The organism is Paracoccus kondratievae (assembly GCF_009301415.1).
Lineage (GTDB): Bacteria > Pseudomonadota > Alphaproteobacteria > Rhodobacterales > Rhodobacteraceae > Paracoccus > Paracoccus kondratievae.
This window is the reverse complement of record NZ_CP045072.1, coordinates 2,199,214-2,222,853: the sequence shown is the minus strand read 5'-3', so window position 1 is coordinate 2,222,853 and position 23,640 is coordinate 2,199,214. Positions and strand designations below refer to the sequence as shown.

The following is a 23,640-nucleotide window of genomic DNA, read 5'->3' as shown; positions in this document are numbered from 1 at the left end:
AATGGCGCTGATTGTGGGAATCGTCCCGTCGGTCTAGCCTTGGATCATAAGGCAATGCGAGGAGCCAGATGTATCAGGTAATCGGAACTGGCAAGAGCCGCGCCCTGCGCGTGCTCTGGATGCTCGAAGAGCTTGGGCGTCCCTATGAGCATGTCGCCGTCAATCCGCATTCCGAAGGGGTCACACCCTTCAACCCCGCAGGCAAGGTGCCGGTGCTGGTGGTGGACGGCACGCCCATCACTGATTCGACCGCGATCCTGACCTATCTGGCCGACAAGCATGGCGCGCTGACCCATCCCGCAGGCACGCTTGAGCGCGCGCGCCAGGACAGCCTGATGCAATTCGTGCTGGACGAATTCGACGCCGCCTTATGGCTTGCCGCGCGCCACAGTTTCATCCTTCCCGAGGAAATGCGCCTTGCCGCGATCAAGAATACCCTGCGCTGGGAGTTTGAGCGCAGCCAGCGTACCCTTGTCCATCGCATGGCCGACGAAGGTTTCCTGATGGGCGACCGCATGACGGTGCCCGACATCATTCTGGCGCATTGTCTGACCTGGGCCCTGACCGCACGGTTTCCGATCATCGAACACCGGCTGACGGGTTATCTTGAGATGATGCGCGCCCGGCCCGCCTATCTCCGTGCCGCGGCGAGATAAGCGGCGGCACCCCGGCCAGCCCGGCGCCCGGTGGCAAGACAGCCGGTCAGCAGATAGCCCCCGGTCGGAGCCTCCCAATCCAGCATCTCGCCCGCGACAAAGACCCCGGGCATCGCCTTCAACTCCAGAGTCTCAGCCACGCTCTCGGCGGCAATCCCTCCTGCAGAAGAGATCGCGCGCGCAATACCCATCGGCCCCTCATGCGACAGCACCAGCGCTTTGGCGCGACGGGCCAACTCATCGTTCGCCAAAGGCAGCGGCCTGCCCCATTCCATCAGCAGCGCAGCGCGAACCGGATCGCCCAGCCCCCGGCGCAATCGGTTGCCGATCGACAGTCTGGACGGTGCGCGTGCAAACCGCCGCGCCAGCTCATCAACGCCCAGATCCGGCGCCAGATCGACGTGGACCCGGGCGCCGTCGCGAATGGCAGCCGAGACCTCATAAACGCCCCCGCCCTCAATCCCCTTGGCAGTGACGACCCATTCGCCCCGGCTGACATGCTCTCCGGCCCATAGGGCGACACCCTTGACCGCCTGCCCAAAATGCCGCGCCATCTGCGCTGACCACGAGACGCGAAAACCCATATTCGCAGGCTGGAAGGGCACGACCTCAACGCCGCGCCCGACAAGCCAGGGCACCCATGCCGCGTCCGAACCAAGCCGGGGCCAACTCGCCCCTCCCAGTGCCAGCACCACGGTGCGGGGACGCAGCAAGGCTGTACCCTCCGGTACTTCAAACCGCCAGAACACTCCGTCAAAGCCGTTCCAGCGCCAGCGGGTACGCAAATCGACGCCTTGCCCCGCTAATCGCGCCAGCCAGGACCGAAGCAGCGGCGACGCCTTCATCCCGACCGGAAAAACACGCCCGGTTGAGCCGGAAAACAGCTCGATTTCCAACCCGCGCGCCCAGCTGATGACCTCCTGCGGCCCGAATTCTTCTGTGATCAAATATCCCGGGGGACGCGCGCCCGCCCCCATTGAGGGGGCGGGCGCGCGGGGGGCAGAGCCCCCGTACCGCGTCATGAACAGCTCCCAAGGCTCATCCTTAGTCAGGTTCAGCCCAGATTTTCCGGCCATCAGGAATTTGCGCGCCGGGGTCGGCATGGCCTCGGCCACCATCACCTGCGCACCCTGTCCGGCCAGAACCTCGGCCGCCATCAACCCGGCAGGCCCCGCGCCGATCACCAGTGCCCCGACGTCTTGCGGATTTGTCACCGCACCCCCCGCGGCATCATGCATAACCGCAGCAGCATCCGCTCCATCAGCGCCATCGCCGGAGCGCGAGAGGATGAGCGCAGCACCAGATCGGTCTCGATCAGCTGATGGATCGCATCTTCCAGCGCGCGCATCCCCCAATCCTGGGCCTGCCGGATCATCCGGTCACGGCGTGGCCCAAAGACCGGAGGGCGCAGCCGTGCCAACCCTGCCCCCGGTCCGCCGGGGTCCGAGGCGGCGGTATGCAGCGCCCTGAAATGCCGCAGCGCCGCGATGCACAGCGTCACCGGGGCAATGCCTTGTCCCTCGATGCGTCGCATCAGCTTTCCGAATTCGCGCGCCCTGCCCTCGGCCACGCAATCAATCAGGTCGTCGACCTCGGCCTCGATGGTCGCAGGTGCAAGGGCTGCGATCTCGGCCGGGCTTAGCGGTTCGGGGTCACCATGTTTGTAAAGGCCGATCTTTTCCACCGTCTGGCGGAAATCGCCGGGATCAAGCGCGCGCGCCAGCGCCATCAGATCGCGCATCGATTCACGCGGGATTTCCCGCAACCCGGCATCGCGCAACCAGCGCCCGACCTCATCCTCACCAGGCGGGTCGTCATAGATCGGGGCGGTGACAGCGGCAGGATGGGGCTCGAAAAGCTTGCGCAGCGCCGAGGATTTGTTCAGCGCCCCGGCCGCGACAACGATCACGGCATCGCCCGACCTCCATTCCGAGATTGCCGCGGCGATGGCGGGGGCAGCAGCATCCGTTGCGTCATCGACCAGCACCACGCGCTGACCGGGAAAAAAACCGACCGCCTTGACGGCATCAAGCAGGGTTGCGGGGTCGCGGCGCAGGTCACCGCCCGGGATGCGGGTCAGTCGCATCTCTTCCTCGGCACCCTCACCGACCAGAGCCTTGATGGCCTCGGCCCGTTTCAGTGCCACCCGCATCGCGTCCTGGCCATGGATCAGCAGTGCCGGGCGGGTCGGATCGGGCCGCGCCAGATAATGTCCGATCTCGGCGCCCTTGAGGATCATGGCACCGCGTCTGGCTGAACGGCCAGCAGCCGCGTCACCACCTGATCGGCCAGCATACGGGCCAGCCGGTCATGCGCGTCCTGTTCGGCCGCCATGGTGGCGATGGTGGTCCCCGTGGTCGAATATGAGGTAAAGCTGCTCACCTGTCCGCGCGTCACCTCGCGGGCTGAGCTTGCCTCGGTCAGCACGAAATCGGCGGTGCCGTTCAGGGCGTAGCGCGTCGTCACCTCATCCCGGGTGATCGCCTGCGGAACAACAGCGATGCGCAGCCGGTATTCCAGCAGGAAGCGCGCGTCTTTTTCCGGCCCCAGCTGCTCGGCAATCCGGCCTGCAAAGGCAAAATCGTCCGGGGTACGCGGATCGGCGGTGCGGACCTGGCCAAAAAGCTTGCCGCCCGTGCCCCCCGGTCCGTAGACCGGGGAAAAGCCGCAGGCCGCCAGCGCCAGCGCGCCAAGGATCGCCGTTCGTCTAGACCACGACATTGACGATCCGCCCCGGCACGACGATCAGTTTCTTGGGCGCAGAGCCGGCCATGAATTTCTGCACCGTCTCATCGGCCAGAACGAGCGATTCGATCTGTTCCTTGGGCATGTCTTTGGGCACCTCGATCTCGGCACGGCGCTTGCCGTTGATCTGGATCGGCAGCACGACCGAATCCGAAATCAGCAACGCCGGGTCCGCCTTGGGCCAGGGGGCATCGACAACCATGCCCTGTCCGCCGGCCCTGGACCAGACTTCTTCGGCCAGATGCGGCACCATCGGGGCCATCAGCTGGGCAAGGATGCGCAGCACTTCGCGCCGCGAATCGCCGCCTGCCTTTGATTTTGCGGTCGTGTTCGCCAGTTCGTAAATCTTGGCCACAGCCTTGTTGAAGGCAAAGCTTTCTATGGCGCGCGTCACCTCATCAATGGCGCGGTGTGCGGCGCGGATCAGATCGGGGTCTTCGCCCCCTTCGGGGATCTCGTCGGCAAGCCGCCACACCCGGCCAAGAAAGCGGTTCGCGGCCTCGGCCCCGGCGGCGGTCCATTCGACGTCACGTTCGGGCGGGCTGTCCGAAAGCATGAACCAACGCGCGGTATCCGCACCAAAGCTTCCGACGATATTGACCGGATCAACGACGTTTTTCTTGGATTTCGACATTTTGGCCGAGGGAATCACCTCAACCGCTGTGCCATCGCTCAGCTTTCCGTCGACGACATCTTCGGGCAGGTGATAGACCGGGCGACCGCGTCCATCCCGGGTCATGTAGATCTCATGCGTGACCATGCCCTGGGTAAAGAGCGCATCGAAAGGCTCTTTCGCGGCTTCGGGCAGGTGGCCGGTCCTGACCATCGCCCGGGCAAAAAAGCGCGAATAAAGCAGATGCAGAATCGCATGTTCGATGCCGCCGATATATTGGTCGACATTCATCCAGTAGTCAGATTCGGCCCGATCGGTCGGGGTCGCGGCATGGGGCGCGGTAAAACGCGCATAATACCAGGACGAATCGACAAAGGTGTCCATGGTGTCGGTTTCGCGCCGCGCGGCAGCACCGCAATTCGGACAGGTCACCTGACGCCAGTTCGGATGGCGATCCAGAGGGTTGCCGGGCTGGTCAAAGCTGACATCCTGCGGCAGCAGAACCGGCAGGTTGTCTTTCTTTTCAGGCACCACACCGCAGCTGTCACAATGGACCACAGGGATCGGGCAGCCCCAATAGCGCTGGCGCGAGATGCCCCAGTCGCGCAGCCGGTATTTGGTCACGCCTTCGCCATAGCCATTCGCCTCGGCATGGGCGATGGCGGCATCCACCGCGGCCTCTCCGGTCTGTTCGGCCTCTCCGGCAAAGCCGCGCACATAGGTCACGACTTCGGATTTCAGCGGCACATAGGGTTCTTTGGCGACCAGCGCGTCGGCCTCGTCCAGCGTCGTGCCGCGCGGGCCAAAGGTGGCGCGGATCGGCAACCCGTATTTCACCGCGAATTCATGGTCGCGCTCATCATGGGCGGGCGAACCAAAGATGGCGCCGGTGCCATAGTCCATCAGCACGAAATTCGCGATCCAGACCGGCAGTTCCCAGCCGGGATCAAGCGGATGACGAACCCTGAGCCCGGTGTCAAAGCCCAGCTTTTCTGCCTTTTCAAGAGCTTCCTCGCTGGTGCCGAGCTTGCGCGCCTCGGCGGCAAAGGCGGCAATGCGAGGGTCGGCCTCAAGCCTGCGCGCCAAGGGATGATCGGGCGAGATCGCGACAAAGGACGCCCCGCGCAGCGTGTCCGGGCGGGTGGTATAGACCTCAAGTTTTTCAAAGCCTTCTGGGGCGTTCACGGTTTCGAACCGGAATTGCAGGCCCCGCGACTTGCCGATCCAGTTCTGCTGCATCAGCCGGACCTTCTCGGGCCAGCCCTCCAGCCCGTCCAGCGCCGCAAGCAGCTCTTCGGAATAGTCCGAGATGCGGAAGAACCATTGCGTCAGCTCGCGCCGCTCGACCGGGGCGCCCGACCGCCAGCCCTTGCCGTCGATCACCTGTTCGTTGGCAAGCACGGTCATATCGACCGGGTCCCAGTTGACCATGGCCGATTTGCGATAGATCAGCCCCGCCTCAAGGAAATCCAGAAACAGCGACTGCTGCTGCTTGACGTAATCGTCGTCGCAGGTGGCAAATTCGCGGCTCCAGTCGATTGACAGGCCCAGCGGTTTCAGCTGCCCCCGCATGGTGGCTATATTGCCGTAGGTCCAGTCGCGCGGATGGCCGCCCTGTTCCATCGCGGCGTTTTCGGCCGGCATGCCAAAAGCATCCCAGCCCATCGGGTGCAGCACGGAAAAGCCCTGCGCGCGTTTGAACCGGGCCACAACGTCGCCCATGGTATAGTTGCGCACATGGCCCATATGGATGCGCCCCGAAGGATAGGGGAACATCTCGAGCACGTAATATTTGGGCCGTTCGTCCCGGACGGCGCGGAACGCGCTCGCCTCTTCCCACGCTTTTTGCCAGCGCGGCTCGCTGATTGCGGGATCATAGGGCATGGAAACCTCCGGGCGTCAGACTGCCCGCAGGGTATTAGCCGCTTGCCCGATGCAGGTCCAGCGGGGTCGGTGCTGCTTAGAGATTACGGTCCTGCAGCCGCAGCTGACGGGCGCGGGTCAGAATCGCGTCTTCGACCGCGCGGACCGTGTCCGGCGCCACCGCTGCGCCGCCCGAACCCTGCAGCGAAACCTTAAGCGCACGCGCATCAAGCGAAGGATCGCTGACCTTGATTGTGGCGCGATAGGCGCGGCCACCGCCCGGAGGCGTGCCGTAGCCGGTGACGATCACGCCGGTAAAGGGGTCGACCGACTGGATCGGCAGAAAGTCCAGAACCTCCAGACTGGCGTTCCAGAGATAGCGGTTGACGGCCACCGTATCGTTCGGGTCGCGGCGATTCGAAAAGACGTCCCAGATCGTGGATTCGCGCTGTTGCGGCTGCGTGGTCTGGGACTGGCCCTGACGTCCTGTGCCCGAACAGGCGGCAAGCCCCGCCAGGATCAGCAGGGTGGCGGTCAGCCGTACGGCGCGTCTGGTCATCTGAAGTCCCCCGGATCGTCCTTGCCGGAGCCATAGCGCAATTTTGCCCCTTGCGACAAGAGATGCCGCGCCTGCCTGCGCAATCCGGCTGGCCGTGGTGAATATAGTACGCGCGCGGGACAGGGGGCGCATGGCTCCGCGGCGGGGCAAAACCGGCACCGGGGCGTTGCAATGGGGTGTGGCTCATGTGCATCACAGCATCCCGGAAACTGGCTAAGTGGATGCGATTTCGTTGCAATGCGGGGGGGAAAGCGCGACACAACAGGCATACCCCAGCCGGTACTCCGGGGTGGGGCATACGAGAGAGACAAGAGGGAAAACCATGAAAAAGGTTCTTTTCGCCACCACCGCGCTGGTTATGACCGCCGGTGTTGCCGCTGCCGAAGTCGCCATCTCGGGCGACGGCCGCATGGGTGTGATCTATGACGGTGACGATGTCCAGTTCGCCAGCCGCGCCCGCGTGAAGTTCACGCTGACCGGCGAATCGGACGCTGGTCTGTCCTTCGGCGGTGAATTCCGCGTTGACCAGGAAGACTGGAACAACGAGTACCGTTCGGCTGCCCGCGGTGAGCGTGGCGCTGTCTGGATTTCGGGCACCTACGGCAAACTGTCGATGGGCGACGTCGTTTCGGCTTCGGAAGCCGCGATCGGCGACCTGTATGAAATCGGCTACACCGACGGCGCCGTTGCCGGCGATCCGGAAGAGATCAGCTACCTGGTCGGCGACGGTGCCAACCGCAATCAGGGCCCGACGATCCTGTACGAATACACCGTCAACCAGATCTCGTTCTACGCTTCGGCTACCGATGGTGTTGACACCAGCGTCTACGACGTGACCACCGGCGCTAACCTCTACACCCCCACCGGCAACCCCGACACCGACGCTCTGTCGGATCACGTTGCCTACTCGCTGGCCGCTAAATACGACGCCGGCAACTGGTGGGCCGCTCTGGGCTATGCCAAGCACGACGACATGAGCGAAATCTCGCTCGGCGGTGAAGCCAAATTCAATAATTTCTCGGTGAAAGGCGTCTTCGTCAAATACGACGACGTGTTCGTCGGCACCGGCGCTGAGTTCGACTCGACCATCGGTCTGTCGGCTGCTTACCAAGCTGACGCTCTGACCGTGAAGGGCTTCTTCCGTCAGGACAAAGTTGACGTGTATGGCGCCAGCGACATCAAACCGCGCGCTATCGGTATCGGCGCTGACTACGACCTGGGCGGCGGCGCCGTTCTGGCCGGCGGCATCATCAACGTCGACTCCGACGTTGCTGGTGTAGACGACGACACCTACGCTGACGTCGGCGTGAAGTTCAAGTTCTGATCCGTCAGAACCTGGAATCAGGAAGAGCGGGCCTTGCGCCCGCTCTTTTCTTTTGGGAATCATGCACTCATGGGACTGGAAGAGATCAAGCGCCGCATCGCGGCGGCCGAAAAGGCATCGGGACGCGCAGCAGGAGAGGTCACTCTGATTGCGGTCAGTAAGGTGCAGCCCCCCGGGCGGGTCGAGGCGGTATTGGAAACCGGCCACCGCATCTTTGGCGAGAACTACGTCCAGGAAGCGGTCGGAAAATGGCCCGATTGGCGCACGCGCTTTTCCGGGGTCGAGCTGCACATGATCGGCCCCTTACAGACCAACAAGTTGAAACCTGCGCTTGAGCTTTTTGACGCGATCCACACGCTGGACCGTCCGTCTTTGGCAAGCAAACTGGCCCGGCAGGTGCAGGCACGCGGCAATTGTCCGCAGCTTTTCGTTCAGGTGAATACCGGTGCCGAGCCGCAAAAGGCGGGTATTCTGCCGGATGATGCCGATGCCTTCATCGCCGAGTGTCAGGCCATGGAGCTGGTTTTGTCGGGGTTGATGTGCATCCCGCCCGAGAGCGAAGATCCGGTGCCGCATTTCCGCGCTTTGCGTGACATCGCCGCCCGTAATGGTCTGCGCGGCCTGTCGATGGGCATGAGCGCCGATTTCGAAACCGCCATTGCCGAAGGCGCGACCCATGTCCGCGTCGGCAGCGCAATCTTTGGCGCTCGCGATTATAGCTGACCCGTTCAGATCACCCTTTTACTGAACCCCCGGTGCAGCCGTGAGGAGCATCTGCTTTGTTAACTCATTGTTGACATTGAGGATGCGAGCCCAGCGGTGCCGCGCTAGGTTGCTCGTAAAGGTTGTGTGATTCTTTCGGGTGTTGTCATGTTATTGCTCAGCAGTCTGCTCACGATGCTGTTCGCTGGTCTTGCCATTGACGTGACCTCGACGACCCGGAACCCGACGACTGATGATGAGCCGGACGGTTCGGGCAGCCCGCCTGACGGTGATGAGGGTAATGGGGCTGAAAGTTCCGTTCAGGATGGCACCGAAGGTTCGGACTGGCTGGCCGGCGGCGAGGGTGATGACCTGCTGCGCGGTCATGGCGGCAACGACGATCTGCATGGCGGGCAGGGGAATGATACCCTGTTGGGCGGCAACGGCGATGACTGGATCTATGGCGACGGCGATTATGGTCCGGGTGGCGACGATCTGATCGGCGGGGGCGAGGGCAACGATTACCTCACCGGTCAGGGCGGCAATGACACTCTGCACGGTGGCGGTGGTAACGATACGATCTTTGGCGGTGAGGGCGATGACCTGCTTACCGCTGGTGACGGCGATGATTGGCTGTGGGGCGGGATCGGCAATGACACCCTGATCGCCGGGCGGGGCGAGGATGATCTGGACGGAGGTGAGGGCGACGATCTGCTGATCGGTTCGGCCGATCCGGATCGCGCCTGGCTGCATGGCGGTGAGGGTCGCGATACGCTGTTGCCCGGCGCGGGCGATTTCGCCGAGGGGGGCGAGGGCGAGGATCTGTTCGCTCTCGAAATGCCTGGCGACCGGGCTGACTTGGACGCGCCTCCGGCCGTTATTGCCGATTTCAACCCACGTGAGGACCGGATTGAACTGCGCTATCAGGATGATGGCAGCGGCACCGAACCTGTCGTGACGGTTGAGCGGGACGAAAACGACGCAGCGGTGATCCGCGTGGACGGGGTGATTATCTGCGAGGTTCAGAACGCTCCGAACCTGCGCGCAGAAGATATCCTTTTGAACCAGATCAAACCGCAGAAGTAACCGTGCTGGCCAAGGAATCCGCTTTCCTTTTGCACCGATTCCGCCTATACGCCCGCATCCGCCTGAACGATTCTGGCGGTGTTCTCCATGGGCCTGTGCTGGACGACATCCCGGCCTGAGCCATAACCCTTTGTTCTGAAAGGAGCCCCCGATGTCGATTACGGTTGAAGAAAAGAACCGCGTCATGGCCGAATTCGCCACCAAGAAAGGCGACACCGGCTCGCCCGAGGTGCAGGTTGCGATCCTGTCCTCGCGCATTGCTACTCTGACCGAGCACTTCAAGACCCACAAGAAAGACAACCACTCCCGCCGTGGTCTGCTGAAGCTGGTCGCGCAGCGTCGTAAGCTGCTGGACTATCTGAAGCGCAAGGACGAAGCCCGCTACACCGCGCTGATCGGCAAGCTGGGCCTGCGCCGCTAAGGCAGGAACAGGGTGGCGCAAGCTGCGCCGCCAAGCGTTGCGCCCGTGGCCAAGGCCGCGGGCGTTTGCATTTTCCGGCCACGGATTTGCCCGTTACGCTGCTGGCCTGAAGGGGCAGGGCGCTGGCAAACCACTTCCCATGCACCCTGTTTTCCTGTATGGGGCAACTCCATCTGTGACGTGACGCCAGGCCCCGGGGCACATGCAAAGGATAGGGGCGGCGGCAATGGGGCCGCCATTTGACACGGGACGCGACCGGAGGGCCGGCGCGTCGCCAGAGGAAACCGAATGTTTGATGAAGTGAAGAAATCGATCCAGTGGGGCAATGAAACGCTTACGCTGGAAACGGGCAAGGTTGCCCGTCAGGCCGACGGCTCGGTGATTGCCACTCTGGGCGAAACCAGCGTGATGGCCAACGTCACTTTCGCCAAGGAACCCAAGCCCGGTCAGGATTTCTTTCCCCTGACGGTGCATTATCAGGAAAAATACTATGCCGCCGGCAAGATCCCCGGCGGTTTCTTCAAGCGCGAAGCACGCCCGAGCGAGCGTGAGACGCTGACCGCGCGCCTGATCGACCGTCCGATCCGCCCGCTGTTCGTCCCCGGCTTCAAGAACGAAGTGCTGGTGATGTGCACCGTGCTCAGCCACGATCTGGTCAACGATCCCGATATCGTCGCCATGATTGCTGCCTCGGCTGCCCTGACCATCTCGGGCGTGCCCTTCATGGGGCCGATCGGCGCGGCGCGCGTTGGCTTTGCGAACGGCGAATATGTGCTGAACCCCGAAGTTGCCGATATGGAAAACCTGCGCGGCAACCCCGAGCAGCGCCTTGATCTGGTCGTCGCCGGTACCCGCGACGCGGTGATGATGGTCGAATCCGAGGCCTATGAGCTGACCGAGGCCGAGATGCTGGGCGCGGTCAAGTTCGGCCACGAGGCCATGCAGCCGGTGATCGACCTGATCATCTCGCTGGCCGAAGAAGCCGCCAAAGAACCCTTTGAGTTCCAGGCGCCGAACTACTCGGCCCTGTATGACCGCGTGAAATCGCTGGGCGAGGCCGATATGCGCGCCGCCTATGCAATTCAGGACAAGGGTCAGCGCCGCGACGCCATCGAGGCAACCAAGGCAAAGATCCTCGAAGGTCTGAGCGAGGAAGAGCAGCTTGACCCGAACCTGGGTTCGGCGCTGAAAAAGCTGGAATCGGGCATCCTGCGTGGGGGCATCATTGATGGCCGCCCGCGGATCGACGGCCGCGACAACCGCACCGTGCGTCCGATCGACGTGGAAGTCGGCTTCCTGCCGCGTACCCATGGTTCGTCTCTGTTCACCCGCGGCGAGACGCAGGCGCTGGTCGTGACCACCCTGGGCACCGGCGATGACGAACAGATCATCGACGCGCTGCACGGTAACTTCCGCAGCAACTTCCTGCTGCATTACAACTTCCCGCCCTATTCGGTCGGCGAGGTTGGCCGTGTGGGTTCGCCGGGCCGTCGTGAGATCGGTCACGGCAAGCTGGCATGGCGCGCGCTGCAGGCGGTTCTGCCTGCGCCGACCGACTTCCCCTACACCATCCGCGTGGTCAGCGAGATCACCGAATCGAACGGCTCGTCCTCGATGGCTTCGGTCTGCGGTGGCTCGCTGTCGATGATGGATGCGGGTGTGCCGCTGAAGGCTCCGGTTGCCGGTGTCGCCATGGGTCTGATCCTCGAAGAGGATGGCCGCTGGGCAGTCCTGACCGACATTCTGGGTGACGAGGACCATCTGGGCGACATGGACTTCAAAGTTGCCGGGACGGAAAACGGCATCACCAGCCTGCAGATGGACATCAAGGTCGCGGGCATCACCCCCGAGATCATGGAGCAGGCCCTGGCCCAGGCCAGGGACGGCCGGATGCACATCCTGGGCGAAATGTCGAAAGCTCTGTCCGAGGGCCGTCGCGAATTCAGCGCCCATGCTCCGCGTATCGAAACCATGACCATCCCGGTCGACAAGATCCGCGAAGTTATCGGCTCGGGTGGCAAGGTCATCCGCGAGATCGTCGAGACTTCGGGCGCCAAGGTGGACATCAACGACGATGGCACCATCAAGATCGCCTCGTCCAACGCCGATGCGATCCGCAAGGCGCATGAGATGATCTATTCGATCGTGGCCGAGCCCGAGGAAGGCAAGATCTACACCGGTAAGGTGGTCAAGCTGGTCGACTTTGGTGCCTTCGTGAACTTCTTTGGCAAGCGTGACGGCCTGGTCCATGTCAGCCAGATCGCCAACAAGCGCCTGAACCACCCCAATGAGGTGCTTAAGGAAGGCCAGGAGGTCAAGGTCAAGCTGCTGGGCTTTGATGACCGTGGCAAGGTTCGCCTTGGCATGAAAATGGTCGACCAAGAGACGGGCGAAGAGATCCAGCCCGAGAAAAAAGAAAAAGAAGACGCCGAAGGCTGATCTTTCTTTTTCTTAGTGCATATCGGCCCGTCCGCAGGTTTGCGGGCGGGCTGTTGCTTTTTCGGCGAGGTTATTGTCCGCCAGGGCGGTCGGGTCAGCTGTTTGTTTCCCCGGTTTGATGGTGCGATCCATTCTTTGGAATGGAAGGATGCCTTATAGGCGAGTTCGTTGTGGAAGCGCCACGACCACGCTCGCCGTCCAAGCGGCCATACAGTGATTGGCGGCCTTGCCCGCAGGCTCAAGACCCTCGACGGTCAATACATCTGCAAGATCCGGACATCAGAGCCGGAACGATTCATCCAGAACCGTCCGCCAGATGTCCGGACTGAACAATCCAGGCGGGGCGAAAGGCCCCACCCGGCCCGGAGTTACGCCGGGTCCTTGGCAAAACGCAGGTAAGGCAGCTTTTTGTCAAGCTGGCCATAGCGCGCCTCGGCGGCGGCGTCGTCCAGCGCCAGCGCCACGATCACATCCTGGCCCGGGACCCAGTTTGCCGGGGTTGCCAGCGGAACGCCGTCGGTTTTCCGCACCGCGTCAAGCGCGCGCAGGATTTCGGCAAAGTTGCGGCCGACCGACATCGGATAGGTCATGGTCAGGCGCACCTTTTTGTCCGGCCCGATGATGAACACCGTCCGCACGGTGGCCGAGTGTTGGGGCGTGCGGCCTTCGTTCGGCAGGTAATAGTCGGCGGGCAGCATGTCATAGGCCTTGGCGACCGTCAGATCGGTGTCGTCGATGATGGCGAAATTGGCCGGAACGCCAGCGACTTTTTCAATGTCGGCCTTCCATTTCCCGTGATCCTCGACCGAATCGACCGAGACGCCCAGCACCTTGGTGCTGCGCTTTTCGAACTCGGGGACCAGTTGCGCCACGGCACCGAATTCCGTGGTGCAGACCGGGGTAAAGTCCCGCGGATGCGAGAACAGGATCGCGTAACTGTCGCCGATCCAGTCGTGGAAGCTGATCTGCCCCTCGGTCGAGTTGGCAGTGAAATCGGGGGCGATATCGTTGATGCGCAGGGACATTGCAGGTCCTTTCGGTTGGCTCTCCCGCGTCAAGATAGTCATGCGTATCGGATTGTCCAACACGATCTTTCAAGTCGTGATAAAAATCGGGGCGGCTGCTGTGGCTTGCAGCCCGGCTGTCCGGGTGCCAGTCTGCTGGCCAATCGCAGATCAAGGGAGGCTCTCATGAGCGGACTTGCCGACAAGCGGAAATTTTACATCAACGGCGCCTGGGTTGCGCCCAGCCAGCCGCGCGATCTTGAGGTGATCGACCCCTCGACCGAAGAGCCGGTGGCGGTTATCAGCCTTGGCGATCAGGCGGATACCGATGCGGCGGTTGCGGCGGCCAAGGCGGCTTTCCCGGGCTGGTCCCGGACGTCTCCGGCCGAACGGCTGGCCTATGTCGAACGGATTCTGGAGATCTACAAGCGCCGCGCCTCTGATATGGCCGCCGCGATCACCGCCGAGATGGGCGCGCCGCAGGACATGTCGTTGAACGACCAGACCGCAGCCGGCAGCTATCATATCGAGACCTTCATCGAGGCGTTCCGCAACTTTGAATTCATCCGCCCGCTGGGTCCGCATGCCCCAAACAGCATGGTCGCGTGGGAGCCGGTTGGCGTTGTCGGGCTGATCACGCCGTGGAACTGGCCGATGAACCAGGTGACGCTGAAGGTGATCCCGGCGTTGCTTGCGGGCGATACCGTTGTGCTGAAGCCCAGCGAGATCGCGCCGCTTTCCTCGGTCGTCTTTACCGAAATCGTGGATGAGGCCGGGTTGCCTGCGGGTGTGTATAACATGGTGAACGGGGACGGCTTGGGGGTAGGGACCCAGCTTTCCACCCATCCTGATGTGGATATGATCAGCTTTACCGGCTCGACCCGCGCCGGGATTGCGATCACCAAGGCTGCTGCCGACACGCTGAAGAAAGTGGCGCTGGAACTGGGCGGCAAGGGTGCGAACCTGATCTTTGCCGATGCCGACGAAAAAGCGGTGGTGCGCGGGGCCCGGCATTGCTTTTACAACAGTGGCCAGTCCTGCAACGCGCCGACGCGGATGCTGGTCGAGCGTTCGTTCTACGAAACCGCGGTCGAGCAGGCCCGTAAGGTTGCCGAGGAAACCCAGGTCGCCAGCGCCCATCAGCCCGGTCGTCACATCGGTCCGGTGGTCAGCAAGCAGCAATGGGACAAGATTCAGGGTCTGATCCAGCAGGGCATCGACGAGGGCGCGCGTCTGGTCGCCGGTGGTCCCGGCCTGCCCGAGGGCGTCAATCGCGGCTATTTCGTCCGGCCGACCGTCTTTGCCGATGTGACCAATGAGATGACCATCGCGCGGCAAGAGATATTTGGTCCGGTGCTGTCGATCATCCCATTTGACAGCGAAGAAGAGGCGGTCGAAATCGCCAATGACACGATCTATGGGCTGACGAACTATGTTCAGACGCAGGATGGTGCCCGTCGCAACCGACTGGCACGTCAGCTGCGTGCCGGCATGGTCGAAATGAATGGCCAGTCGCGCGGGCGCGGCGCGGCCTTTGGCGGGGTCAAGGCTTCGGGCCGGGCGCGTGAGGGTGGTGTCTGGGGGCTCGAAGAGTTCATGGACAGCAAGCAGATCAGCGGCTGGGACCCCGAGGCCTGATTCCTGCGCCTTTGCCCGAGCGGCCCTTTTCCTGGGCGGATGTTGTCGCTAGCATCCGCCCACGACGGGAAAAGGGGGGCATGCGATGAAAACGATCCTGATTACCGGCGGTGGCAGCGGCATTGGTCGGCTTACCGCCCGACGGTTTCTTGATGGGGGTTGGAAGGTCGGGCTGATCGGCCGACGCGAGTCGGCTTTGGCCGAGACGGCGGATGGCCATCCTGATGCGCTGATTCTGCCCTGCGACGTGACGGATGAGGCGGCGGTCGATGCCGCCTTTGCCCGTGCGGTGGCCGAATGGGGGCGACTGGATGTTCTGTTCAACAATGCAGGCGCGATCCTGATTTCGCGCCTGATCGACGAAATTTCCTGGCAGGACTGGCAGGGCGTTGCGCGGGTCAATATCGACGGTATGTTCCTGTGTGCCCGTGCAGCCTTTCGCCAGATGCGGCGGCAGGACCCGATGGGCGGGCGGATCATCAACAACGGCTCGATCGCTTCCGAGGCGCCGCGCCCCGGTTCGGTTCCCTATACGGTTTCCAAACATGCGGTGACGGGGCTGACGCGGACGCTGGCGCTGGATGGGCGGCCCTTTAACATCGCCTGCGGTCAGATTGACGCCGGCAATGCCGCGACCGAGATGATTACGGGTGTGGCGACGCAGGGTGCGCCCCAGGCCGATGGCTCGATCCGGCCCGAACCGGTGATGGACGCGGCGAATGTCTCTGAGGCGGTGTTTCATATGGCGAACCTGCCCGAGGGCGCAAATGTCCTGCATATGACTGTCATGGCGACCAACATGCCCTTTGTCGGGCGCGGTTGATACGCCGCCCGAGCCATAGGCGAACAAGCGAAAGGATCAGCGATGAAACTGCTGCGCTATGGCCCGGCGGGTCAGGAAAAACCGGGGCTTCTGGATGCCGAGGGGCGTATTCGCGACCTTTCGGCCCATATCGCCGATATCTCGGGCGAGGTGCTGGGCCCCGATGGGCTGGCGCAGTTAGCGGCGCTGGATCTTGATGCGCTGCCCATCGTGTCGGGTCAGCCGCGCCTTGGGCCCTGCGTCGGCCATGTGCCGAAATTCGTGGCTATCGGGCTGAACTATGCCGATCACGCGGCCGAGGCCGGTTTGCCAGTCCCGGCCGAACCGGTGGTGTTCAACAAATGGACCAGCTGCATCATTGGCCCGGATGATGATGTGATCATTCCGCCCGGCGCGCAAAAGACCGATTGGGAGGTCGAGCTGGGCGTCGTCATCGGCGCGCGCGCAAGTCAGGTGTCCGAGGCGATGGCGCTGGAACATGTCGCGGGTTATTGCGTCGTCAATGACGTGAGTGAGCGCGAATGGCAGGCCGAACGCGGCGGCACCTGGGACAAGGGCAAGGGTTTTGACACCTTTGGCCCCATCGGCCCGTGGCTTGTCACCCGGGACGAGATCCCCGATCCGCAGGCGCTGGACCTGTGGCTTGAGGTGGACGGGGTGCGTCGCCAGCATGGCTCGACCGCGACGATGATCTTTGGCGTGGCCGAGATTGTTGCCTATTGCTCGCGGCTGATGACGCTGATGCCGGGGGATGTGATCACGACCGGCACGCCCCCGGGTGTGGGCATGGGCGCGAAACCCCCGGTCTTTCTGCGCGGCGGCGAGGTGATGCGGCTTGGTATTTCAGGCCTTGGCGAACAGTCCCAGAGGGTACGGCGCTCGTGACAGGCCGGGCGCGGCTCAGCTTTCAGCGGCGAGGGTTTCGGCCAGCGTGTCGGTTTTGGTGAAATAGTTCGGAGACAGGCGCAGCACGCCCGGCAGCTCCATCAGTACCCGGCGCAGGTGGTCGCGGATCGCGGCCTCGGCCCGGTCGGGGTCCTGGGCGGCGATGGCCTGGGCGATCTCCCGGTGCTGGGCCAGCATATCGTCCTTGGGCGTCATCGCCGCCAGCAGGTGGCGGGCACGGTCCAGATGCACCTTGAGCTGTTGCAGATGGTTCCAGACCATCACCTTGCCCGAGATCCGGGCCAGCATGGCGTGAAACTCTTCGTCAAGCTGGGCGAGGTTGGCGGGGTCGGTTTCGGCCTCGTGCCGCGCGATCTGGGCGAAAAGCGCCTCGTGGTCCTGCGGCTGGGCGCGGGTCGCCGCCAGCCGCACGATGTCGGATTCCAGCGATTCGCGAATAAAGCGAGTACAGAGCACCCATTCCATATCAATGCGGGTGACAAAGGTGCCGCGCTGGGGGCGGATCTCAAGCAGGCCCTCTCCGGCAAGGCGGATGAAGGCTTCTCGCACCGGCTGGCGGGAAAGCTCGTATTGATCGGCGATTTCCTGTTCGGACAGGCGCGTCCCGGGCGGCAGTTCGCCGCGAATGATGCGTTTCCGCAGCCGGATCTGTAGCTGCACCGCAAAGGGCGCCTGCACGAAAGGCTCGGAATAGGCGTTTATAATCGGTGCAGGGTCCATGGCTCCTCCCTGTCCCGCATTAGGGGCTTGGTTGATGTAAGGTCAAGCTACCCTGCCACGAAAGCTCATGACCGTGGTTTGGCGGTAAAGCCGCCCCGGCTCTAACCGCGCCGAGGGATAATCGGCGTGGTTCGGTGCGTCAGGCCATATCTGCGATTCCAGCGCGACCCCGGCATGACGGTCATAGGGCCTGCCGCCGTGGCCCGGCGCCCCGGGGGACAGATGTTCAGCGGTATAGACCTGCAGGCCCGGTTCAGTCGAGCTAAGGTCCATACTCAGCCCACCTGCCTGCAGGGTTGCGACCTTGCGCGGCAGGACATGGCGCTGGTCCGACAGGCAAAGATTGTGGTCGATACGCGGCCCGCCCAGCCTTTCCCCCAGACGGGTGGGGTTCTGGAAATCCAGATGGGTGCCCTGAACAGGTGCGGGCGCACCAAGGGGAATCAGGTCATCATCCACCGGCAGATAGGTCGCAGCGGGCACGGACAGGCGGTGATCGGCAATCGTATCCGAGCCGTCGAGGTTGTAATAACTGTGCTGGGCAAAGTTGCAAAAGGTCGTGTCGTCCGATGTGGCCAGAATGGTCAGCATCAGGACCGGCCCTGGCAGGATCGACCAGGTCGCCCGAATCAGCATCGCCCCCGGAAAGCCCATGTGGCCGGCAGGCAGGTGATCGGCCATCGCAACCGAGCTTTTGTCCCAGTCGGCAAGTATCCAGTTGCGGGTGCCGCAGCCGTCATGGCCGCCGTGCAGCATGTGGCGACCGTCCTGATTGCGGTCAAGCTGCAGCTTTTGCCCGTCAAGGACGGCCCGGCCATGGGCGATGCGGTTGGCATAGCGCCCGACCACAGCCCCGAAATAGCGCCCTTCGTCAAGATAGGGTTCAAGCCGGGGAAAGCCCAGCACCAGAGAATGCCCGATCCCGTCGAGCCGCAGTTCCTGAAGCGAAGCCCCAAGCGTGATGATCGAAGCCCTTAGCCCGTGCCCCGAGATTGTGACCTGCATGACCCTTTGCCCATCGGGCAGAGTGCCGAATTCGCTGGCCATCACGCGTGGACCCGTGGTTCGGCCCGCCCCCGTGCGTTGGGGGCCAACAGCCAGGTGCGACCGTCATCGGGGCCGTGCCGGCCTTCGGCGGCGCTGGTGACGATCAGCCGTGTCAGGTCGGGTCCGGCAAAGACCGGGCAGCTTGGCTGGACGGCGGGCAGGGCCAGCTGTTTCAGCAACCGTCCGTCGGGCGCGTGGCAGGCGACCGTGCCGCTGCCCCAGCGCGCATTCCAGAACCGGCCCTGATCGTCGGTCACGGCCCCGTCGGGGAATTGATCGGTGCCGCTCAGGTCCAGAAAGACCCGTGCCTCGGCCAAGGGCCAGCCCTGCTCATCAAGGTCTTGCGACCAGACGACCTGGGCGGCGGTGTCGGCGAAATAGGCCAGTCGGCCATCAGGAGAAAAGCAGATCGCATTCGGAATCGACATGTTTCCCCGCAAAAGGCGCAACTCTCCGTCAAGATAGCGATAAATTGCGCCCTGGCCAGCCTGAGCGTTCCGCGCCATCGTGCTGATCCAAAATCCGCCGAAGGGATCGGCGCGCCCGTCGTTCGAACGGTTGCCGGGCCGGTCGGCCTCAAGCGCGATCAGCCGCTTTTGCTGGCCATTGCGCAGGTCAAACCGGATCAGCGCGCTTTCGCTTGCGATCAGCAACTGGTCGCGGCCGATCCACCCTGCGGCCGAGACCATTTCGTCAAAGCGCCATTCCAGTTCGGCCCCGTCCTGACGCGACAGCAGTCGCCGGCCAAGGATGTCGAACCAGAAAGGCTGGCCGCGTTCGGGGTGCCAGAATGCGCCTTCGCCCAATTCACAGATGCGAGGGTCAAAGACCTGCGCGCTCATGTCAGGGCCTGTAGTGCCGCCACCACCTCTCGTGCCCTTGCTGCGACTGTTTCGGGGGTGTCGCCGGGGCGATAAAGGGCGCTGCCGATGCCAAAGCCCTGCGCCCCCGCCGCGCGCCACTCGGCGAAATTATCAGGGCCGACGCCGCCCACGGCATAGACTGCGACCTCGCTGGGCAGCACCTGCCGCAGCGCCTTCAGCGTTCCGGTTCCGGCCTGATCGGCGGGGAACAGTTTCAGCCCGGTCGCCCCGGCAGCGATGGCGGCAAAGCATTCGGTGGCGGTATAAACGCCGGGCCAGGCTTGCATCCTGCGCGAGCGCGCCTCGCGGATAACCGCCGGGTCGGTATTGGGCGAAACGATCATCCGCCCGCCGGCATCGGCGACTTGGGCCACTTGTGCGACTGTCAGAACGGTGCCCGCCCCGATTGTTGCCTGCCCTGCCAGCGCCGCCGCCATCAATCGGATGCTGTCGAGCGGCTGGGGTGAGTTCAGGGGCACCTCGATACGGTCGATCCCCGCTTCAACCAGAGCGCGACCAATGGGTAGGGCCTCCGCGGGGGTCAACCCGCGCAGGATGGCAATTATAGGCTGGTTCATGTGTTCTCCGGCAACGCTAAGCTGGCGGCGACAAGACCGGCAAGGACAAGGGCCGCGCCATCCTTTTGGCACGCCTTTGCGCCCGCTGCCAGCAGCAGATCTTCGTAAAGTTGTGCCAACCCTGCCGTGCCAATGATCACGGTTGAGTTACCTTGCCAGAGGTCGCGCGCTGCGGCGAGTTCGGCGCCGATCAGCAGGCCTGACAGCCGCCCCGCCGCCTGTTCCGGCGTAAGCCCCTGCAACAGCGCGGCGGCGCGCAGCGTGAAAAGCTGCGCGTTCGCGGCATGGGGGTCAGCCAGCGCCAACGCGCCGGCCCTGGCAAAGGCCGTGGCGTCGGGCTTTGCCGTCCCGATCGTCAGCCGCAGTACCGATTGGCCGGCGAGCAGAGAGAACAGCTCTCCGGTCAGGAAGGTGCGGAAACCAACGACACGCCCGCGCGCCAGCCGGACCCATTTGCAATGGGTGCCGGGCAGACAAAGCGTGCCGTCAAAATCCGGGTTTTCAGCCAGAAAGCCTGCGATCTGGGTTTCTTCGCCGCGCATGACATCGGGCGGATCGTTCTGTGACAGGCCGGGCAGGATGCGGACATCCAGCCGTGGATCAATAGCGGGGGCGTGAATGGCTTGCAACGGGTCAAGCGGGGGGCAGGGGATGGCGCGGTAGGCGGCTTCGGTCCAACCGCCCCGCGCGCCGACCATGCCGCAGGCGATGACCCGTATCCGACCCGAGGCGGGCAGCCAGTCGCTGACAAGATCAAGCAAGGCCGGCTCGAACCCTGCGGGGCTAAGTGCACCCATCCCCCTGTCCGAGGCCCGTGCCTCGACCGCTTGGGTCCCGCGCATGGCCCAGGTCCGCAGCCGGGTGGTGCCCCAGTCGACAGCGATCCAGTCCGGGGTCACGTCTTGCTCTTGTTCGAGACGTCGAAGATCACGGCGGCCATAAGCACCAGCCCCTTGATGACCTGCTGATAGTCGATGCCGATACCCAGGATCGACATGCCGTTGTTCATCACGCCCATGATAAAGGCTCCGACCACTGCGCCGATCACCGTGCCGACGCCGCCTGCCATCGAGGCGCCGCCGATAAAGACCGCCGCGATCACGTCAAGTTCGAACCCGACCCCGGCCTTTGGCGTGGCCGAGTTCAGCCGGGCCGAGACTACGATCCCTGCCAGCGCCGCCAGCATCCCCATGTTCATAAAGGTCAGGAATACCACACGTTCCGAGTTGATGCCCGAAAGCTTGGCCGCCTTGGCGTTGCCGCCGATCGCATAGATGCGCCGCCCCAGCGTCGTGCGCTCAGAGATAAAGGCGTAAAGCGCGACCAGCACCGCCATGACGATAAAGACGTTGGGCAGACCGCGGAAATTCGCCAGCACCCAGCTGATCCACACCAGTGCCAGAAAGATCAGCGTGTTCTTGGCGGCAAAGAAGGCAAAGGGTTCATCCGCGATACCGACGGCCTCTTCGCGGCGGCGGGCCCGGATCTGTAGCCACAGGATCAATGCCGCCGCCCCCCAGCCAAGCAGCAACGACAGGGTGTGCGGTTTGTCGGGGCCAAAGATATCCGGGATGAAGCCCGAGGCGATCATCTGAAAGCCACGCGGAAAGGGGCCGATATTCTGGCCCTGCAGGATCCACATGGTCAGCCCGCGGAAAATCAGCATACCCGCCAGCGTGACGATAAAGCTGGGGATTTTCCAATAGGCGATCCAATAGCCCTGAATGCCGCCGATAACTGCGCCTGCGGCAAGGCTAAGGACAACCACGACCGGAATGGGCAGTCCCAGCCGTACCACCATCAGCGCCGCCAGTGCCCCCACAAAGGCCGCGACCGAACCGACCGACAGGTCGATATGGCCCGCGACGATGATCAGCAACATGCCTACCGCCATGATGACGATGTGGCTGTTTTGCAGGAACAGGTTGGTCAGGTTGACCGGCCGGAACAGGATGCCGCCGGTGACCACCTGGAAAAAAGCCATAATGATGATCAGCGCGAACAGGATGCCATATTCGCGGATGTTGCGGCGGATGAAGCCGAACGTATCGCCGGAGCGTTCAGTGGTCGTGTCAGACATGTGCGGCCTCTGCCTCGATTTGCTCGGGGGTAACGTTTTCGTCGGTCAGGTCCTGGCCCGACCTGATGATGACCTGCATGATACGTTCCTGCGTGGCCTCTGCGGTCGGCATCTCTCCGACCAGACGGCCCTCGTTCATGATCAGGATGCGGTCGGTGATGCCCAAAAGCTCGGGCATTTCTGACGAGATGACGATGATCGACTTTCCAGCGGCGGCGAGGTCGCGGATGATCGTATAGATCTCGTATTTCGCGCCTACGTCGATGCCGCGCGTCGGCTCGTCAAGGATCAGGATCTCGGGCCCGGCGAAAAGCCATTTCGCCAGCACTACCTTTTGCTGGTTCCCGCCCGAGAGGTTGACGGTCCTTTGCTCGACCGAGGGCGAGCGGATGTTGATGCGCTGGCGAAAGTCGCGCGCGACCGCACCTTCGCGCTGACGGTCCACCACCCCCTGGCGCGAGATACCGGGCAAATTCGCCAGCGGAATATTGCGGCGGATCGTGTCCTCAAGCACGAGGCCCAGCGATTTTCGGTCCTCGGTCACATAGGCAAGGCCGGCCCTGATCGCCGCGGGCACCGTGGACAGATCGACGGGCTTGCCGTGCAGCGCGACCGATCCGGATCTGAACTCGCCCATCGAGCGGCCAAAAATGCTCATCGCCAGTTCGGTCCGGCCAGCGCCCATCAGTCCGGCGATGCCCAGCACCTCGCCGCGCCGCAGTTCAAAGCTGGCCTCTTTGACCAGCAAACGGCCATCGCGCGCGGGATCTGCAACGGTCCAGTCGCGCACCTGCATCACCACCTTGCCGATCTGAGGCTGGCGCGGCGGATAGCGGTCATTCATCGAGCGACCGACCATATCGCGAATGATGGCGGATTCATCGACCATACCGTCGTGATGTGCGACCGTCGCGCCGTCGCGCAGCACGGTGATACTGTCGCAGACCTGACTGATCTCGTTCAGCTTGTGCGAAATCAGGATCGCGGTCATCCCCTGTTCGCGGAACCGCTCAAGCAGCCGCAACAGCGCGTCCGAGTCATGTTCGTTCAGCGATGAGGTCGGCTCATCAAGGATCAGAAGATCGACTTTTTTCGACAGGGCCTTGGCAATCTCGATCAGTTGCTGCTTGCCCATGCCCAGCGTGCCGACCTTGGTCTCGGGGCTTTCTCGCAGCCCGACCTGGGCCAAAAGCCCGGCCGTGCGGCGGTTGGTCTCGCGCCGGTCGATGACGCCATGTCTTGCGATCTCGTTGCCAAGAAAGATGTTTTCGGCAATCGACATCTGCGGCACCAGCGCCAGTTCCTGATGGATGATGACGATGCCTTGCTCTTCGCTGTCCCTGATCGAGCGAAAGGCCATCGGCTTGCCGTTATAAAGGATATCGCCCTGATAACTGCCATGCGCATAGACGCCCGACAGCACCTTCATCAGCGTCGATTTTCCGGCACCGTTCTCGCCCACCAAAGCACGGATCTCTCCGCGCCGGATGGTCATGTTCACATTGTCGAGGGCTTTTACACCAGGGAATTCCTTGGTGATTCCCCGCATTTCCAGAATAGCGTCCATGGCCAC

General features: G+C 63.2%; 22 protein-coding genes and 1 pseudogene. 10 read left to right on the top strand and 13 right to left on the bottom strand.

The features are described from left to right. Positions 1 to 68: 68 nt before the first annotated feature. Positions 69 to 656: a glutathione S-transferase family protein gene (locus F8A10_RS11070; protein WP_010391973.1), complete on the top strand. Its 588-nt coding sequence runs from the start codon at positions 69 to 71 to the stop codon at positions 654 to 656. Here F8A10_RS11070 and F8A10_RS11065 read toward each other — a convergent pair. The 5 genes from F8A10_RS11065 to F8A10_RS11045 all read right to left on the bottom strand — a co-directional run bounded on the left by F8A10_RS11065 (position 632) and on the right by F8A10_RS11045 (position 6,436). Beyond that, on the bottom strand, positions 632 to 1,894 hold the full coding sequence (locus tag F8A10_RS11065) for a TIGR03862 family flavoprotein (protein WP_152367301.1): 1,263 nt from the start codon (positions 1,892 to 1,894) through the stop codon (positions 632 to 634). The two genes, F8A10_RS11070 and F8A10_RS11065, sit on opposite strands and share 25 nt — an antisense overlap. After that, entirely contained in the window at positions 1,867 to 2,895 is a 1,029-nt protein-coding gene (gene holA / locus F8A10_RS11060) for a DNA polymerase III subunit delta (RefSeq protein WP_152367300.1), read from the bottom strand. Before holA ends, F8A10_RS11065 begins: the two co-directional genes overlap by 28 nt. Next, positions 2,892 to 3,377: an LPS assembly lipoprotein LptE gene (lptE, locus tag F8A10_RS11055; protein ID WP_010391970.1), complete on the bottom strand. Its 486-nt coding sequence runs from the start codon at positions 3,375 to 3,377 to the stop codon at positions 2,892 to 2,894. Before lptE ends, holA begins: the two co-directional genes overlap by 4 nt. Further along, complete coding sequence (gene leuS, locus F8A10_RS11050; protein WP_152367299.1) at positions 3,364 to 5,898, bottom strand: leucine--tRNA ligase; 2,535 nt, start codon at positions 5,896 to 5,898, stop codon at positions 3,364 to 3,366. The genes lptE and leuS overlap by 14 nt, the downstream gene beginning before the upstream one ends. 76 nt (positions 5,899 to 5,974) lie before the next feature. Continuing rightward, on the bottom strand, positions 5,975 to 6,436 hold the full coding sequence (locus tag F8A10_RS11045; protein WP_010391967.1) for a DUF3576 domain-containing protein: 462 nt from the start codon (positions 6,434 to 6,436) through the stop codon (positions 5,975 to 5,977). A gap of 322 nt (positions 6,437 to 6,758) precedes the next feature. On the opposite strand from F8A10_RS11045, the gene F8A10_RS11040 reads away from it, so the two are divergent. From F8A10_RS11040 to F8A10_RS22040, 6 genes and pseudogenes are all read left to right on the top strand, one after another. Next, a complete protein-coding gene (locus F8A10_RS11040) occupies positions 6,759 to 7,760 on the top strand; it encodes a porin (RefSeq protein WP_152367298.1) in 1,002 nt (333 codons plus the stop codon). A 69-nt stretch (positions 7,761 to 7,829) separates the two neighbouring features. Further along, complete coding sequence (locus F8A10_RS11035) at positions 7,830 to 8,483, top strand: YggS family pyridoxal phosphate-dependent enzyme (protein WP_152367297.1); 654 nt, start codon at positions 7,830 to 7,832, stop codon at positions 8,481 to 8,483. Between the two features lie 174 nt (positions 8,484 to 8,657). After that, the gene (locus F8A10_RS11030; RefSeq protein ID WP_152367373.1) at positions 8,658 to 9,548 is read left to right on the top strand and encodes a calcium-binding protein; all 891 of its coding nucleotides are present in this window, start codon (positions 8,658 to 8,660) and stop codon (positions 9,546 to 9,548) included. Positions 9,549 to 9,699: 151 nt separating this feature from the next. Then, complete coding sequence (gene rpsO / locus F8A10_RS11025) at positions 9,700 to 9,969, top strand: 30S ribosomal protein S15 (RefSeq protein ID WP_010391962.1); 270 nt, start codon at positions 9,700 to 9,702, stop codon at positions 9,967 to 9,969. A gap of 288 nt (positions 9,970 to 10,257) precedes the next feature. Continuing rightward, positions 10,258 to 12,408 carry a polyribonucleotide nucleotidyltransferase gene (pnp, locus tag F8A10_RS11020; protein ID WP_010391961.1) on the top strand — a complete coding sequence of 717 codons (2,151 nt, stop codon included), beginning with the start codon at positions 10,258 to 10,260 and terminating at the stop codon, positions 12,406 to 12,408. A gap of 228 nt (positions 12,409 to 12,636) precedes the next feature. Continuing rightward, positions 12,637 to 12,739, top strand: a pseudogene (locus F8A10_RS22040) (IS481 family transposase); the annotation flags it as partial. Between the two features lie 37 nt (positions 12,740 to 12,776). Here the strand turns inward: F8A10_RS22040 and F8A10_RS11015 are convergent. Then, the gene (locus F8A10_RS11015; protein ID WP_010391960.1) at positions 12,777 to 13,433 is read right to left on the bottom strand and encodes a peroxiredoxin; all 657 of its coding nucleotides are present in this window, start codon (positions 13,431 to 13,433) and stop codon (positions 12,777 to 12,779) included. A gap of 165 nt (positions 13,434 to 13,598) precedes the next feature. On the opposite strand from F8A10_RS11015, the gene F8A10_RS11010 reads away from it, so the two are divergent. The 3 genes from F8A10_RS11010 (at position 13,599) to F8A10_RS11000 (ending at position 16,758) form a co-directional block, all read left to right on the top strand. Continuing rightward, positions 13,599 to 15,050 carry an aldehyde dehydrogenase family protein gene (locus tag F8A10_RS11010; RefSeq protein WP_010391959.1) on the top strand — a complete coding sequence of 484 codons (1,452 nt, stop codon included), beginning with the start codon at positions 13,599 to 13,601 and terminating at the stop codon, positions 15,048 to 15,050. A gap of 85 nt (positions 15,051 to 15,135) precedes the next feature. Beyond that, positions 15,136 to 15,873, top strand: a complete 738-nt coding sequence (locus F8A10_RS11005; protein WP_010391958.1) for an SDR family oxidoreductase — start codon at positions 15,136 to 15,138, stop codon at positions 15,871 to 15,873. 42 nt (positions 15,874 to 15,915) lie between these two features. After that, on the top strand, positions 15,916 to 16,758 hold the full coding sequence (locus F8A10_RS11000) for an ureidoglycolate lyase (RefSeq protein WP_010391956.1): 843 nt from the start codon (positions 15,916 to 15,918) through the stop codon (positions 16,756 to 16,758). Positions 16,759 to 16,773: 15 nt separating this feature from the next. On the opposite strand, the gene F8A10_RS10995 is transcribed toward F8A10_RS11000, so the two are convergent. The 7 genes from F8A10_RS10995 to mmsA are packed head-to-tail and all read right to left on the bottom strand — an operon-like array spanning position 16,774 to position 23,634. Then, the gene (locus tag F8A10_RS10995; protein WP_010391955.1) at positions 16,774 to 17,499 is read right to left on the bottom strand and encodes a GntR family transcriptional regulator; all 726 of its coding nucleotides are present in this window, start codon (positions 17,497 to 17,499) and stop codon (positions 16,774 to 16,776) included. A gap of 42 nt (positions 17,500 to 17,541) precedes the next feature. Beyond that, positions 17,542 to 18,546, bottom strand: coding sequence for an aldose epimerase family protein (locus F8A10_RS10990; RefSeq protein WP_152367296.1), 1,005 nt, complete (start codon positions 18,544 to 18,546; stop codon positions 17,542 to 17,544). Next, positions 18,546 to 19,388: an SMP-30/gluconolactonase/LRE family protein gene (locus tag F8A10_RS10985; protein WP_010391953.1), complete on the bottom strand. Its 843-nt coding sequence runs from the start codon at positions 19,386 to 19,388 to the stop codon at positions 18,546 to 18,548. The genes F8A10_RS10990 and F8A10_RS10985 overlap by 1 nt, the downstream gene beginning before the upstream one ends. Beyond that, positions 19,385 to 19,987 carry a 2-dehydro-3-deoxy-6-phosphogalactonate aldolase gene (locus F8A10_RS10980; protein WP_152367295.1) on the bottom strand — a complete coding sequence of 201 codons (603 nt, stop codon included), beginning with the start codon at positions 19,985 to 19,987 and terminating at the stop codon, positions 19,385 to 19,387. Before F8A10_RS10980 ends, F8A10_RS10985 begins: the two co-directional genes overlap by 4 nt. Continuing rightward, positions 19,984 to 20,886, bottom strand: a complete 903-nt coding sequence (locus F8A10_RS10975) for a 2-dehydro-3-deoxygalactonokinase (RefSeq protein ID WP_152367294.1) — start codon at positions 20,884 to 20,886, stop codon at positions 19,984 to 19,986. Before F8A10_RS10975 ends, F8A10_RS10980 begins: the two co-directional genes overlap by 4 nt. Next, positions 20,883 to 22,067 carry a multiple monosaccharide ABC transporter permease gene (gene mmsB / locus F8A10_RS10970; protein WP_085501997.1) on the bottom strand — a complete coding sequence of 395 codons (1,185 nt, stop codon included), beginning with the start codon at positions 22,065 to 22,067 and terminating at the stop codon, positions 20,883 to 20,885. Before mmsB ends, F8A10_RS10975 begins: the two co-directional genes overlap by 4 nt. Continuing rightward, positions 22,060 to 23,634 carry a multiple monosaccharide ABC transporter ATP-binding protein gene (gene mmsA / locus F8A10_RS10965; RefSeq protein WP_152367293.1) on the bottom strand — a complete coding sequence of 525 codons (1,575 nt, stop codon included), beginning with the start codon at positions 23,632 to 23,634 and terminating at the stop codon, positions 22,060 to 22,062. Before mmsA ends, mmsB begins: the two co-directional genes overlap by 8 nt. Positions 23,635 to 23,640: the final 6 nt, after the last annotated feature.